The organism is Sulfitobacter sp. SK011 (assembly GCF_003352065.1).
Classification (GTDB): Bacteria; Pseudomonadota; Alphaproteobacteria; order Rhodobacterales; family Rhodobacteraceae; genus Sulfitobacter.
The window spans coordinates 956,774-968,566 of the sequence record NZ_CP025803.1 but is presented as its reverse complement, the minus strand read 5'-3'; the positions used below and the strand labels follow the sequence as shown (position 1 = coordinate 968,566).

Annotated in this window: 17 protein-coding genes and 1 tRNA gene; 6 read left to right on the top strand and 12 right to left on the bottom strand. The window is 58.6% G+C overall.

Features of this window, described 5'->3' with window-relative positions; genetic code table 11:
* On the top strand, positions 1 to 924 hold the full coding sequence (locus tag C1J02_RS04705; RefSeq protein ID WP_114877553.1) for a replication-relaxation family protein: 924 nt from the start codon (positions 1 to 3) through the stop codon (positions 922 to 924).
* A gap of 73 nt (positions 925 to 997) precedes the next feature.
* Here C1J02_RS04705 and C1J02_RS04700 read toward each other — a convergent pair whose 3' ends face one another.
* The 7 genes from C1J02_RS04700 to C1J02_RS04670 form a co-directional block, all read right to left on the bottom strand.
* The gene (locus C1J02_RS04700; protein WP_114880379.1) at positions 998 to 1,183 is read right to left on the bottom strand and encodes an AlpA family transcriptional regulator; all 186 of its coding nucleotides are present in this window, start codon (positions 1,181 to 1,183) and stop codon (positions 998 to 1,000) included.
* Positions 1,184 to 1,421: 238 nt separating this feature from the next.
* Positions 1,422 to 1,496: transfer RNA gene (locus C1J02_RS04695), tRNA-Phe, on the bottom strand.
* Between the two features lie 105 nt (positions 1,497 to 1,601).
* Complete coding sequence (locus tag C1J02_RS04690) at positions 1,602 to 1,793, bottom strand: DNA gyrase inhibitor YacG (protein ID WP_114877552.1); 192 nt, start codon at positions 1,791 to 1,793, stop codon at positions 1,602 to 1,604.
* Positions 1,790 to 2,812 (bottom strand): ribonuclease E/G, encoded by a 1,023-nt coding sequence (locus C1J02_RS04685; protein WP_114877551.1) that lies wholly within the window; start codon positions 2,810 to 2,812, stop codon positions 1,790 to 1,792. Before C1J02_RS04685 ends, C1J02_RS04690 begins: the two co-directional genes overlap by 4 nt.
* Positions 2,809 to 3,384, bottom strand: a complete 576-nt coding sequence (locus C1J02_RS04680) for a nucleoside triphosphate pyrophosphatase (protein WP_114877550.1) — start codon at positions 3,382 to 3,384, stop codon at positions 2,809 to 2,811. The genes C1J02_RS04685 and C1J02_RS04680 overlap by 4 nt, the downstream gene beginning before the upstream one ends.
* Positions 3,385 to 3,392: 8 nt before the next feature.
* On the bottom strand, positions 3,393 to 3,611 hold the full coding sequence (gene infA / locus C1J02_RS04675; RefSeq protein ID WP_008228280.1) for a translation initiation factor IF-1: 219 nt from the start codon (positions 3,609 to 3,611) through the stop codon (positions 3,393 to 3,395).
* A gap of 104 nt (positions 3,612 to 3,715) precedes the next feature.
* On the bottom strand, positions 3,716 to 4,591 hold the full coding sequence (locus tag C1J02_RS04670; protein ID WP_114880378.1) for a carbon-nitrogen hydrolase family protein: 876 nt from the start codon (positions 4,589 to 4,591) through the stop codon (positions 3,716 to 3,718).
* A gap of 177 nt (positions 4,592 to 4,768) precedes the next feature.
* Here C1J02_RS04670 and C1J02_RS04665 point away from each other — a divergent pair, with 177 nt between their 5' ends.
* A complete protein-coding gene (locus C1J02_RS04665) occupies positions 4,769 to 5,740 on the top strand; it encodes a LysR family transcriptional regulator (protein WP_114877549.1) in 972 nt (323 codons plus the stop codon).
* An 8-nt stretch (positions 5,741 to 5,748) separates the two neighbouring features.
* Positions 5,749 to 6,441, top strand: a complete 693-nt coding sequence (locus tag C1J02_RS04660; protein ID WP_114880377.1) for an NAD-dependent deacylase — start codon at positions 5,749 to 5,751, stop codon at positions 6,439 to 6,441.
* 31 nt (positions 6,442 to 6,472) lie between these two features.
* On the opposite strand, the gene C1J02_RS04655 is transcribed toward C1J02_RS04660, so the two are convergent.
* The 3 genes from C1J02_RS04655 to rpmB all read right to left on the bottom strand — a co-directional run bounded on the left by C1J02_RS04655 (position 6,473) and on the right by rpmB (position 7,731).
* Positions 6,473 to 6,940: a copper chaperone PCu(A)C gene (locus tag C1J02_RS04655; protein WP_114877548.1), complete on the bottom strand. Its 468-nt coding sequence runs from the start codon at positions 6,938 to 6,940 to the stop codon at positions 6,473 to 6,475.
* Positions 6,941 to 6,977: 37 nt separating this feature from the next.
* The gene (locus C1J02_RS21115) at positions 6,978 to 7,322 is read right to left on the bottom strand and encodes a hypothetical protein (protein ID WP_254693204.1); all 345 of its coding nucleotides are present in this window, start codon (positions 7,320 to 7,322) and stop codon (positions 6,978 to 6,980) included.
* A 109-nt stretch (positions 7,323 to 7,431) separates the two neighbouring features.
* Positions 7,432 to 7,731, bottom strand: a complete 300-nt coding sequence (gene rpmB / locus C1J02_RS04645) for a 50S ribosomal protein L28 (protein ID WP_114880376.1) — start codon at positions 7,729 to 7,731, stop codon at positions 7,432 to 7,434.
* Between the two features lie 247 nt (positions 7,732 to 7,978).
* Between rpmB and C1J02_RS04640 the strand changes: the two genes are divergently transcribed.
* The 3 genes from C1J02_RS04640 (at position 7,979) to C1J02_RS04630 (ending at position 10,895) form a co-directional block, all read left to right on the top strand.
* Positions 7,979 to 8,623 carry a DUF924 family protein gene (locus C1J02_RS04640; RefSeq protein ID WP_114877547.1) on the top strand — a complete coding sequence of 215 codons (645 nt, stop codon included), beginning with the start codon at positions 7,979 to 7,981 and terminating at the stop codon, positions 8,621 to 8,623.
* A 61-nt stretch (positions 8,624 to 8,684) separates the two neighbouring features.
* Entirely contained in the window at positions 8,685 to 9,380 is a 696-nt protein-coding gene (locus C1J02_RS04635) for a phosphatidylcholine/phosphatidylserine synthase (RefSeq protein ID WP_114877546.1), read from the top strand.
* Positions 9,381 to 9,434: 54 nt separating this feature from the next.
* A complete protein-coding gene (locus C1J02_RS04630; protein WP_114877545.1) occupies positions 9,435 to 10,895 on the top strand; it encodes an MFS transporter in 1,461 nt (486 codons plus the stop codon).
* 14 nt (positions 10,896 to 10,909) lie between these two features.
* Here the strand turns inward: C1J02_RS04630 and C1J02_RS04625 are convergent, their stop codons facing one another.
* Both C1J02_RS04625 and C1J02_RS04620 read right to left on the bottom strand, forming a co-directional pair.
* Complete coding sequence (locus C1J02_RS04625) at positions 10,910 to 11,365, bottom strand: methylated-DNA--[protein]-cysteine S-methyltransferase (RefSeq protein WP_114880375.1); 456 nt, start codon at positions 11,363 to 11,365, stop codon at positions 10,910 to 10,912.
* A 101-nt stretch (positions 11,366 to 11,466) separates the two neighbouring features.
* A complete protein-coding gene (locus tag C1J02_RS04620) occupies positions 11,467 to 11,691 on the bottom strand; it encodes an AAA family ATPase (RefSeq protein ID WP_162798223.1) in 225 nt (74 codons plus the stop codon).
* Positions 11,692 to 11,793: the final 102 nt, after the last annotated feature.

Below are 11,793 nucleotides of genomic sequence, written 5' to 3'. Positions count from 1 at the left end.
ATGAGCCACACAAATTTACTGCAGCACAAGAAACAAACTGATAGCCTGGGGCGCGCAACATTCCATCACATCGCGCCATTGGCTGATGTGCGCCCCACGTCGCGTGAAATCCGCTGGCTCAAGCATATTGAGCGTCACGGACCGCTAAACTCTGCGCATCTACATGCACTCACCGAAGACACGCATCGCTGTAAGGATACGAGCCTGCGGCAATTGCAGAAACTGCGGGCCGGTGGATTTTTGATGCTACCGCGTCAACAGCGGTTCACCGAATACGCCGACTTCAACCCCTACATCTATGACCTGACCAAACAGGCGCACACCCATCTCATTGACCTTGGCAGGGCAGAGCCCGCCGTGCGGCCAACAGGGCACTGGGGCCATGGGGCTGCCGTTTCCAGCGTGACCAGTGCTATTGAGATCGCCGCAGCGCGGGACGACGTGCGGTATATCCCAGCCCATGAAATCCTTGCCATCAAGCAAGCTTCCCTCGCCATTCCGATTGGCAACAGCAAACTAATCCCGGATCAGCTTTTTGCCCTGGATTACGGCGGTAGATATCGCGCCTTCATGTTGGAGGTAGATCGCGGAACAGAACCCAAAACATCAAGTGCGGCGCGCAAAAGCTATGCCTCATCGATTGAGTTGTACCGACATGTGATCGAACAGAACCTTCACCGCACCACCTATGGTCTCAAGGCGACGACATTGATCCTATGGGTGTTCTCGCGACGCAGCAATGAACAGCGGTTTCTGGACGTGGTTGGCCAGTTTGGCGGCCCGGCCAAAAACCTAATCTGCACGCAAGTGATGCCAAATGACAGAGCCGCTCAAACCACGATCAGTTCCTGTTATGGGAACAATTGGGCCAGATGCCAAAGCGCACCAGTGCTGTTGTCCCGATCAGGTCTGAAGACCGGCTGAACCTGTCGGACAAAAAACGGGTGACCGAAGTGTGCACCTCCGGCCACCCATACTCCTACATGAGGAGTGTCGGTCAGGCCTCCTCGCGACCCTCCATCCGTATTTGAAGCCAGTCCAGCACTTCATCCTCGACCCATCCCACTCTGTTCGGGCCCAACTGTACCCGCTTGGGGAATAGGCCTGCCTTTTCCAGACGTGCGACATGTTGCGGTGAATATAGAACCAACTCCTTCAGTTGGGGTTTTGAAAGTATCCTCATCACGATCTCTCCATCTCTGAAGAGCATCGCGATGCCCAAGGTTACGACAATACCCAGGCAGGAGGAGGCTAGCAGCCCACTACCAATTTGGCGAGTAGCCTGTTTTCCATTCAGAATAGGATCTACTAACCGAACTGATGTTTAAAGCAGGTCATGAATTGGAAGCGCGTAAGATAGTGAATTTCAGAGCCTACTGCGAGCCTAAGAAATCTACCCATCCTTTAAGTCTTTGATTTAGTGGTGCCCGGGGGCGGAATCGAACCACCGACACGAGGATTTTCAGTCCACTGCTCTACCCCTGAGCTACCCGGGCACGGGTTCACCACCAAGGTGGTCGGGTGAGCGCGTTCTAGGGTGTCAGGCCAAGGGTGTCCAGTGCCTTTTTGGCCCCGGATCGCTGCGCAATGTCTGCGGGCGTCTAGTGCGGCTTTTGGGTGTCGTCCTGGGCCGCTTCAACCGCATCGAGGGCCGCTTCCACATCCTCAGGCGCGCGTGACGGAACCGCGTAGCTGCCGTTCAGCCATTTGGCCAGATCAACATCTGCACACCGCCCTGAACAGAAGGGGCGAAACTTGGCCACGGTCGCGGCACCACAGATCGGACAATTCATGACAACACCTCTGCCACCACCACGCGGGCCCGTTTGCGCTGCAGTTCAAAATGGCCCAGAGGGGTCCAGCCGACAAGCGTGGTTTCAACATCATCCCCACGAAACGCCTGCCGCAACGCCGTCTCGAATGCGCGGCGGTCCTTTTTGGGCATGGGGGCCAGATCAAGGGTGATCTGCCCGCCCAAACCGCGTACCCGAAGCGCCCGTGGCAGGGCGCGCGCGCAGGCCATGTTGGCTTTGATACCCGCAGCGAGCGATGCGTCATTTCCGGTATTCACGTCCACAGCGACAAGCGCGCGGGTTGGCTCCACAAACATCGACGCAGCACCACCAAGGCCCACCTGAATGCCCCTGGCTGCTTCCAAAGCATCCAGCACACCGTGGGTGTCAAAGCCATCATCGTCGGTGATCACCTCTGCCGGATCGGTCCAGTCGCGCCATGCCAGCAGGTGCGGACCATCGCCCTCGACCAGAACATCCATGTCCGTGGCATCATCCTGCATCACTGTATCGGCAAGCGCCAACATGGCGGTGATGTCTTCGGATATCTCTTCGGCATCGGCCCCCGCACAGGACGACCGCAGGATCAACCCATGCCCCGCCTCACCCGCAACATCATGGGCGATCTCAAGCAGGCGATCCCGTTCACTTTCGGCTTTGATGCTGCGTGAAATGTTCAGGCCCGGTGCGTCGGGGGTCACAATCGCATAGCGACTTTTGAACAGGATTTTCGCGGCAACCGGGATCGCCTTGCCCGGCTCGGCAAAGCCGGACACCTGAACCAGAATGGCCTGCCCCGGTGCCAACCCTTTGATCTGGCGCAGGAACGCCGAACCGTCAGGGGTTTTCAGGAACATACCGCCCTGCCCCTTGACCGGCCGGTCGGCAATCGCGCGATAGATGGTACCGGGGTTGGGGGCGTCACTGTCGACCAGCAGATCGTCGAGCTTGCCGTCGACCATCAGCGCGGCGGCCTCGACCTCGCCCAGATGGCCCAAAATAATCGTGCGGCCCTTCATGGTGTTTCTCCATCCATTGGATATCCAGCGGCACGCAGCAAATTAGCGGTTTCCGCCAGGGGAAGGCCAACAATGCCGGTGAACGAGCCCGAAATCCACGGGATCAGCGCGCCGGCTGGGCCTTGGATGCCGTAGCCACCCGCCTTGCCCTGCCAGTCATTAGTGGCAAGATAATCGGCCAGTTCAGCGTCTGACAAAGACTTCATTCTCACGGTGCTTTGCACATCGCGCTGCCAGATCTGATCGCCGCGTTTGACGGCCACGGCGGTGATCACTTTATGACGTCGGCCTGACATCAGGCGCAGAAACGTCGCCGCCTCATCCGCATCGGCAGGCTTGCCCAGGATGCGGCGACCCACGGCCACGGTCGTATCGGCACAAAGCACAATATCATCTGCGCCAGCACTGACCGCCGCCACCTTCTCACGCGCCATACGGGCGCAATAGGGACGCGGCAATTCGGCTTTCAGAGGGGTCTCATCAATGTCAGGCGCAGAAATGGCGTCGGGCAAAACACCAATCTGCGCCAGCAATTCCTTGCGACGCGGTGATCCTGATCCGAGGATAAACACCGAAACGTTTATTTAAAGCGGTAGTTAATCCGACCCTTGGTCAGATCGTAAGGTGTCATTTCCACCTGAACTTTATCGCCTGCCAGAACGCGGATGCGGTTCTTGCGCATCTTGCCTGCCGTATGCGCGATGATCTCATGGCCGTTTTCCAGCTCGACCCGAAACGTCGCGTTAGGCAGGAGTTCCTTCACGATACCTGGGAATTCGAGCGTGTCTTCCTTGGCCATGTTGTCTCCTTGACTGATGTTTCCCGCTTGGGAAACGGATATAAACCCTGGATTTCAGGGCGCAGGCTTAAATGGGCGCAATTTAATCCTTTTTCAAGGGGGATTCAGCGCAGGCGCACGTTTATCGCGGCAGTGTCACGCCCATGTTGCATTGTCCAACGGCGACGGTTCAGCACCACGCCATCAGCACGCACATGCGCGACCTGGGCCAGATCGACGTCGGCATAGGTCCAGCCCGGTGAATTGATCTCACCCACTGCGACCACGCCGGTTGCAGGAAAACCGGTGTCGGGCGGGCAAAAGATGCCGCCCGCACCATAAGATGTGCCCAACGCCTCTGACCAGCCTGCGGCCCCCACAATCGACGACATTGCAGTGATGCACTGATTTTCCAGCGCCCGCGCCATCGCGCCGATGCGCACTCGCCAATAGCCTGCCAGGGTTTCGGTGACAGACGGCACCGCGATCACATCACATTCGCTCAACGCCCGACCCAGCAACGGAAACTCGCTGTCGTAACAAATCAGAATGCCGATTCTGCCCAAGGCCGTATCAAACACCTGCAAGTTATTGCCGCCGATCACGTCCCAGACTTCGTTTTCAAATCGGGTCATGATCTGCTTGTCCTGCACGCCAATCTGCCCGGTGGGCGTGATCAGGCGCGCGCGGTTCACCGGCCGCGTGTCAGTATCAGCCGGACCCGAGGCGGCAACGATATGGACACCGTGTTCGGCGGCAAGTCTGACATGCACCTTGTCCGCGTCCGGCATCCGATCTGATACTGCATGCAAGGACGCCTCCAGATCGCCCGCCACATCAAGTCCTGCCAATGTCGCCAGTTCCATTGCGCCATATTCGGGAAACACCAAAAGCTCCGCCCCCTGTGCTGCGGCCTCACCCACCCATTTCGCCAATTTGTCCTCATAGGCAGACCAGGAAGTCAGCACATCCAGAGGATAAGCAGCAGTGGCAATTTTCATCTCTGATCTCCGGCAAATGTCGGTGATATTCTGCGCCCGTTTGATCGGACTCGCAAGGCAGAGCTGTGCCATCGGACAATTTCAATAATCGACAGGGACCGGGGCAATAATCACCTAAATCCTTGACGTTCGCACCTCGTGGTTTCACAAAACCTGAAATGACAGGGAGGCGGCGCAATGCTGCGAAAAGGGTTGACGCTGCGCGGGATCGAAGTATTCGAGGCGCTCGCACAGTCGGGTTCGGTGGCTCAGGCTGCTCAGATCACCGGGTTGAGCCAGCCTGCGGTCAGCCAGCAGATGCGCAACCTTGAAACGGCCGTGGGGGTAGCGCTGATTGATCACAGCCGCAGACCCATGCAACCGACCACTGCGGGCCAGATGTTTCTGCGCCGCGCGGCGGTGGCCCTGTCGGAACTCAGGCAGGCACAAAGCGATGTAACCGTGATGGACCTTGCCCATCTGGAAGAGCTGAGCCTCGGCATCATTGATGATTTCGACGACACGGTCACGCCGCGCCTTGCGACCATTCTGGGCGACAGCCTGACCGGGTGTCGGTTTCGCATGATCACGGCGGGCAGCTATGAATTGATCCAGGCCGTGCAGGCCCAGACCTTGCAGATGGCGGTTTCTGCACATGCCGATGGCCCCATTGACGCGGTTGACGCATACCCGCTTGCGCGCGATCCCTTTATCATCGTGGCCCCTGCAGACGGCGATCACACCGCGCAATCGCTGTTGGCGCAGCAGGGCCCGTTGCCGTTTCTGCACTATGCAACCGAACAATTGATTGCCAGTCAGATCAACGACCACCTGACCGCACAACGCATCAACCTGCCAACAAAGTTTGAGATCGGCAGCCATCTTGCCCTAATGGCGATGGTCGCACGCGGCATGGGCTGGGCGATCACCACACCCTTGGGGTATATGCGCGCCGCGCGCTTCCATGACGGGATGCAGGCCTTTGCCCTGCCAAATCCCGATGTCGCGCGCCGCATCTCGCTTTTTGCCGGTGCGGAATGGTCTGGGCCGGTGCCGCGTGATATTGCCCAAACCATGCGGCGCTTGCTGCAAGACCACATGATCGCCCCCGCCATTGCCAAACTGCCATGGCTCACCGACAGCCTGTATTTGATCGAGGACACGCCATGACCAAAAAGATGCACAAGATCGTGATTCTGACCGGCGCAGGCATTTCCGCCGAAAGTGGTCTTGAGACCTTTCGCGCCGAAGACGGCCTTTGGGCGCAGCACCGTGTCGAAGATGTGGCCACGCCCGAAGGGTTTGTGCGCGACCCCAAGCTGGTGGTTGATTTCTATAACGCCCGGCGTGCGCAGGCCGCCACGGTCGAACCCAACGCCGCGCACAGGGCCTTGGCCCGATTGGAGGCTGAGCATCAGGGCGAGGTCATCGTAATCACCCAGAACGTCGATGACCTGCATGAACGGGGCGGTTCCGGGACCGTCATGCATATGCATGGCAGCCTCAAAGGCGCGCTTTGTGCCGTGTGTGACCACCGCTGGCCTGCCGCCATGGTCATGGCACCGGGCGATCCCTGCCCCAGTTGCGCAGCACCTGCAGCGCGGCCCGATATCGTCTGGTTCGGTGAAATGCCCTATGACATGGATGCGCTGTTTGATCATCTGGCCAGCGCCGACATCTTTGCCGCCATCGGCACATCCGGCAACGTCTATCCGGCGGCGGGCTTTGTGGCCGAGGCACGGCGCGCGGGCGCGCATACTCTTGAGTTTAATCTGGAACGGTCGTCGGTGGGCAGCCAGTTTGCCGAACACCGCACCGGGCCTGCATCACAAACCGTGACGACATGGGTGGATGAACTGCTGAAAAAGTGAGGGTGGTGGGCGATGGGCCCACCACCAAAATTCAGTTACCCATCGCGCTATGATCGGGCTTGCGTTCATGATCGACCGGGACTTGCACCTGAACATCGCCTGCCTTTTCAAACGTCAGCGTCACGGTGATTTCGGCCCCCTGCTCAAGTGGCCCAGTCAGCCCCATGAACATCACGTGATCCCCACCACGTTTCAGCACATGCGCCTCTCCCGCTGCAATCGGAATGCCGCCTTCAATCTCGGTCATTTGCATCACGCCGTTTGCGTCCTCGATGTGGGTGTGCAGCTCAACGCGGCCCGCCACCTCCGAGGATGCCGCGATCAGACGGTCATCGCTGTCTGATTGATTCATCAATGTCATGAACGCCGCCCCTGTTTTGGATGTGGGCGTCGATGCGCGCACATAGGGATCTTCAATCATCATCTCACCGGCAAATGCTGATGTGGTTGCAAGAATCGCAGCAGCAATCGCTGCGCCAAAGTATCGTGTGAGTTTCATTGGGTGTGTCCTGTTATTAATCTGGAAATTGTGTTTTTCAGATCACGACAGGCGGGCCGCGCGACGGGGGGGCCGGATTCGGCGTGGCTGGCGCATCGCGCGCGGCCAATGCAATGAGGTGATGAAATTGAACGATCCGCGCCGGTGACATCACATCAGCTGCCGGGCCAACCACGATCACATTCAATGCTGAATCAGGGCAGATGTGCGGTGCACTGGTCGGATGCCCGGATGCGTCCATATAGACCGCAACCGGCCCGGTTCCGGTGCAGAGTACCATTTGCCCGGTGGCCGCGGATGCACCGCGTGCGACAGCCATGCTCTGGCTGGTGAATGCCAGCATCAGGGCCAACGCAAAAGAGATTATGCTGCGCAACGTCATGAACCAAGTCTACCAAAGCGCCCTGCCGGAAACGAGGCGTAATAACGCCGCAGCCCCGGCCGTTGCGGACCGGGGCTGCGTTAATTCTGGCTTGCGAAAGAGGCGGAGCTTAGCTCAGTACTTCGGCAGTTGCGCTTGATTTCGCAATGGCTTTTTTGATCTTCAGCGCATTGGCGGACAGGTTGGTGTCCTTTTCCTTGGCCAAGAACTTGTCCAGACCGCCACGGTGATCAACGCTGCGCAATGCAGCGGCTGAAATGCGCAGTTTGAAACCACGGCCCAGCGCTTCGGACTGCAATGTGGTGTCATTCAGGTTCGGCAGGAAACGGCGACGCGTCTTGTTGTTCGCGTGGCTTACGTTGTTGCCCGACATTGGGCCTTTTCCGGTCAATTCGCAAACGCGCGACATGGGTTCATCCTTTTGTTTTCGTGGTACGCCAGCGATCCGGCACAACACGTGAAGCGGGGGCCGCACTTCGGCAACCCTGAAATTGGTTCGCAGCACTTAGTTGGAATCGGCTGGGTCGTCAACCCAATGCCTTGCGCGTGCATGATGTTTCCCCCGGCCCAAAACTGGTTTCGGAAAGCTTGGGTTGCCACACAGTGCAGTGCTGCCTAATCTTCCCCAATTTAAGCCCCAAAAATTGAGATTTTGTATGTTGAACACTCTTCACGAACCGCAATCCGTCCTGAACCTGTGGTTTCCCCATACCGGGCATCAGAAATCCATGGAAAGCCACGGTGCCTTTTGGGAAGAACGCATGCAGGGTGGAATGGATGCCACCATCATCGCCAACTTCGCCGAAATGACGCTTGCCGCGGCGACGGGCCATCTTGATCATTGGGCGGACACCCCGCGCGGCCGGCTTGCGCTGCTCATCGTGCTTGATCAGTTCCCGCGCTCGCTCTGGCGCGATACGCCTGCTGCTTTCGCCCAAGATATCAAGGCGACAAGACTGGCCTTGGATGGCATCAGAAATGGCGACTTCGATACATTGGCCCCATGGGAACAGGTTTTCTTTCATATCGCCATTTCCCATTGTGAAGGCCCCGACCATCTTGAGCGCATGGATGCCCTGGAACCTGTCATGGAGCGCACGATTCTCGGGTTACCCGCGGTTCTCGCACCACTTGGTGACAGATTTCGCGCCCAGCACCAAAGTGTTCGCAGCATTATCGAACGCTTTGGCCGACATCCGCACCGCAATCCCATTCTGGGCCGCCACTCCACACCAGAGGAAGAAGCGTATATCGCCACAGGTGATTTTCCCCACGTGCGCAAAGACCCCATCAAAGCCTAACAATTTTACCGGGAACCCATTTCCTTTTGCATCCCCGATCCAGATTTGGCAAAGCTGCCCCATGACCATACAAATGCGTGCCCTCTTCGTTCACCTCTTCACCGCCACAGGTGCCGTTTTCGCCATGTTGGCAATGCTTGCCGCCGTCGAGCTTGAATGGGACCTGATGTTCCTCTGGCTGGTGGTGGCCTTTTTCGTCGATGGAATCGATGGGCCAATGGCGCGCAGGTATGATGTGAAAACCAATGCGCCTGAATTTGACGGCGTGCTGCTCGACCTGATCATCGACTATCTCACCTATGTATTCATCCCGGCCTTTGCCCTCTTTAGCTCCGGCCTGATGGACGGGTGGAGCGGTTGGGCCATGATCATCATCGTGACCTTCGCCTCGGCGATGTATTTCGCCGACACGCGCATGAAAACAAAGGACAATTCGTTCTCTGGCTTTCCGGGCTGCTGGAACATGCTGGTGCTGGTGTTGTTTGCATTGAAACCCGAATGGTGGGTCAGCCTGATCATCGTGACGATCCTCGCCATCACCATGTTCATCCCGATCAAATTTGTGCACCCGGTGCGCACCGAACGCTGGCGCAACATCACTTTGCCGATGGCGCTGGGGTGGACATTCTTTGCCGGATGGGCCGCCTGGGTCGACTTCCATCCGGAAAGCTGGGCGCATTGGGGGCTGGTGATCACCTCAATCTATCTGATCTGCGCAGGTGCCGTTCAGCAGATGATCCCGGCAAAAGGCGACTAAGGCACGGCGCAAAGATATCTCTTGACCTCAACCTAGGTTCAGGCCCCATCACAGATGCCTGAGAACGAGGTTGTTATGTCCGAACATGCCGCTGCAGCCAGCGAAAAGCCCGACGAATATGTGCCCTGGCGCGAATTTTTGACCAGTGGCTACACCGCATCGCTTGCACTTGTCAGCCTTGGTGTCTGGCTGCACGCAGCAGACAGTTTGGTTGTCGCAACCATGCTGCCCGCCATGATTGCGGATATCGGCGGCGCGGCCTTTGTCAGCTGGACCGTTTCGATCTACGAGATCGGGTCGATTGTTGCCGGGGCAGCCAGCGCGTTGATCACCATGCGTTACGGCTTGCACGGCCCGATGAGCATTGCGGCATTTCTGTTTGGCGCAGGCTGCGCCGCAAGCGCGATCAGCCCCAACATGGGCCTGCTGTTGATTGGCCGCGCCTTGCAGGGCTTTGGCGGAGGCGGCCTTGTGGCAATGTGTTTTGTTGCCCTCGGCGTGCTTTTTCCGCGTCGCTACGCCGCCCGCGCACTGGCGGTCGTGTCGGCGTTCTGGGGCATGTCTGCGTTTCTGGGACCGCTGATCGGTGGTCTTTTTGTTGAATATGCCAACTGGCGTCTGGGCTTTTGGTTCTTCGCAACGCTTGCCTTCATGCTGTCCGCCTGGATCGCCCTGCGCCAGGAAACTGCCACGCTTGAACAGGGTAAAACCGACACCCGTTTTCCGCTGTCGCGGCTGGCGCTGCTTTGCTTTGCTGTCGTGTTGATCTCATATGGTGGGGTGCGGGTCGAGGCCCTGCGCACCAGCGGGTTGATCGGTGCCGGCGTCCTCTGTCTGATCTGGTTCTTCCGGCGTGACGGGCTTGCCGGGCCGGACCGTTTGTTGCCTCACGCGCCGCTTGATCCGCGCCATGCCACCGGGGCTACCCTGCTGATGCTCATGATGTTGCCGATGGCCACGGTGGCGATCACCGCGTATGGCCCTTTGCTGATGACGGTTGTGCACGGCACGTCGGCCCTGACCGCCGGGTACGTGGTGGCCTGCTCCTCTATCGGGTGGACATTGGCCGCCGTAAGCGTCAGCGGCTCACCGGAACGTTTTGACAGGATCTGGATTGCCATTGGAATGGCTGTGACCACGCTGAGCATTGCGGGCTTTGTCTATGCCTTACCAGCCGGGCCGGTCTGGCTGATCGCAGTTTGTGCATTGGCCGAAGGGGGCGGTTTCGGGCTGGCCTATACCTTTATTCTCAGGCGCATTACGGCTGTTGCCCCAAAAGAAGACATGCAGCGCATCACCGGGGCGATCCCGACAATGCAACGGATCGGATATGCATTGGGCGCGGCCTATATCGGGATCATCGCAAATGCGTCGGGATTCCTCAGCATTCAGACCCCGGACGATGCCGGCAATGTGGCGCGTATCCTCTTTTTGGCCTGCTTGCCCCTGGCATTGGTCGGGTTGGTCGCCATGCTCGGTCTGGTGCGCCGTCACCCCCACGATGCGTCGCTTTAAGCGCATCGCATAATCTAAATCAACAGACCCGCCGCCCCTTCATGACGCAGCAAGGCCACCTTGGTCTCAACCCCACCCGCACCTGAAAAGCCGGTCAACCCCTTGGCCCCCATCACCCGATGGCACGGTATGATGATCGGGATCGGATTGCCGCCACAGGCCTGCCCCACCGCTTGGGCAGGCACACCCAACTTTTTGGCGATATCACCATAGGTCACCGTATGGCCAAAGGGGATTGACGACATCGCACTGCAAACATCCCGCTGGAAATCGCTGCCCGTCACCCGCAACGGAAGATCGAAAACCGCGCGCTTACCAGCGGCATAGGCGGCCAATTGCGCCGCCGCTTCATCCAGTAGATCAGAGGCGTCTTGCTGCGCACTGCGCGCCCAGCCCAACGCCGTGATCGCCCCCGCCTCTTCGGTCAGGGTCAGGTTGCCAAATTGCGTGGGAACAGTGCGGTATTTCATGCCAACATCATGCACCGGTGCCGCGACGCGCTCAATCCGTTTCCTGCGGCTTGCAGGACCCCGGCACTTGCAAGCGGATCGAACCAACAGATTATTGTGCATCAGCTATCGTCATAGGCAAGCCATCCGGCCAGCATACTTGCGGCCAATGTCTCGGCATCCTCTGCTTCGAGCGACAGATCACCACCCGCCCAATTGCCGCCACCCGATGTTGCAAATCCTGCCGGCACCACAATCGCCTCCAACAATGTCGATTTGCCAGAGCCGTTTTCACCCATCAGTATCGTCACGGGTTCGACGAGGGTCAGCTCAAAACCTTCTTTCACCCAAGGTAGGCTAAAGGGATAGCGCCCCCGGCAGGGGCGCATCCGGGTCTTTCAGCCGCAGGGACCGCAAGTAGGGCGCGGGCAGTTTGGTTTTGCGCCGCG

Excerpts from the sequence above, each read along its gene's own strand:
- C1J02_RS04625 (WP_114880375.1), bottom strand. The coding sequence starts at position 11,365 with ATGAAATACCGCACTGTTCCCACGCAATTTGGCAACCTGACCCTGACC.
- C1J02_RS21115 (WP_254693204.1), bottom strand. The coding sequence starts at position 7,322 with ATGACGTTGCGCAGCATAATCTCTTTTGCGTTGGCCCTGATGCTGGCA.
- C1J02_RS04655 (WP_114877548.1), bottom strand. The coding sequence starts at position 6,940 with ATGAAACTCACACGATACTTTGGCGCAGCGATTGCTGCTGCGATTCTT.
- C1J02_RS04640 (WP_114877547.1), top strand. The coding sequence starts at position 7,979 with ATGTTGAACACTCTTCACGAACCGCAATCCGTCCTGAACCTGTGGTTT.
- C1J02_RS04700 (WP_114880379.1), bottom strand. The coding sequence starts at position 1,183 with ATGAGGATACTTTCAAAACCCCAACTGAAGGAGTTGGTTCTATATTCA.
- C1J02_RS04660 (WP_114880377.1), top strand. The coding sequence starts at position 5,749 with ATGCACAAGATCGTGATTCTGACCGGCGCAGGCATTTCCGCCGAAAGT.
- C1J02_RS04690 (WP_114877552.1), bottom strand. The coding sequence starts at position 1,793 with ATGAATTGTCCGATCTGTGGTGCCGCGACCGTGGCCAAGTTTCGCCCC.
- C1J02_RS04635 (WP_114877546.1), top strand. The coding sequence starts at position 8,685 with ATGACCATACAAATGCGTGCCCTCTTCGTTCACCTCTTCACCGCCACA.
- C1J02_RS04705 (WP_114877553.1), top strand. The coding sequence starts at position 1 with ATGAGCCACACAAATTTACTGCAGCACAAGAAACAAACTGATAGCCTG.
- rpmB (WP_114880376.1), bottom strand. The coding sequence starts at position 7,731 with ATGTCGCGCGTTTGCGAATTGACCGGAAAAGGCCCAATGTCGGGCAAC.
- C1J02_RS04630 (WP_114877545.1), top strand. The coding sequence starts at position 9,435 with ATGCCTGAGAACGAGGTTGTTATGTCCGAACATGCCGCTGCAGCCAGC.
- C1J02_RS04670 (WP_114880378.1), bottom strand. The coding sequence starts at position 4,591 with ATGAAAATTGCCACTGCTGCTTATCCTCTGGATGTGCTGACTTCCTGG.
- infA (WP_008228280.1), bottom strand. The coding sequence starts at position 3,611 with ATGGCCAAGGAAGACACGCTCGAATTCCCAGGTATCGTGAAGGAACTC.
- C1J02_RS04685 (WP_114877551.1), bottom strand. The coding sequence starts at position 2,812 with ATGAAGGGCCGCACGATTATTTTGGGCCATCTGGGCGAGGTCGAGGCC.
- C1J02_RS04665 (WP_114877549.1), top strand. The coding sequence starts at position 4,769 with ATGCTGCGAAAAGGGTTGACGCTGCGCGGGATCGAAGTATTCGAGGCG.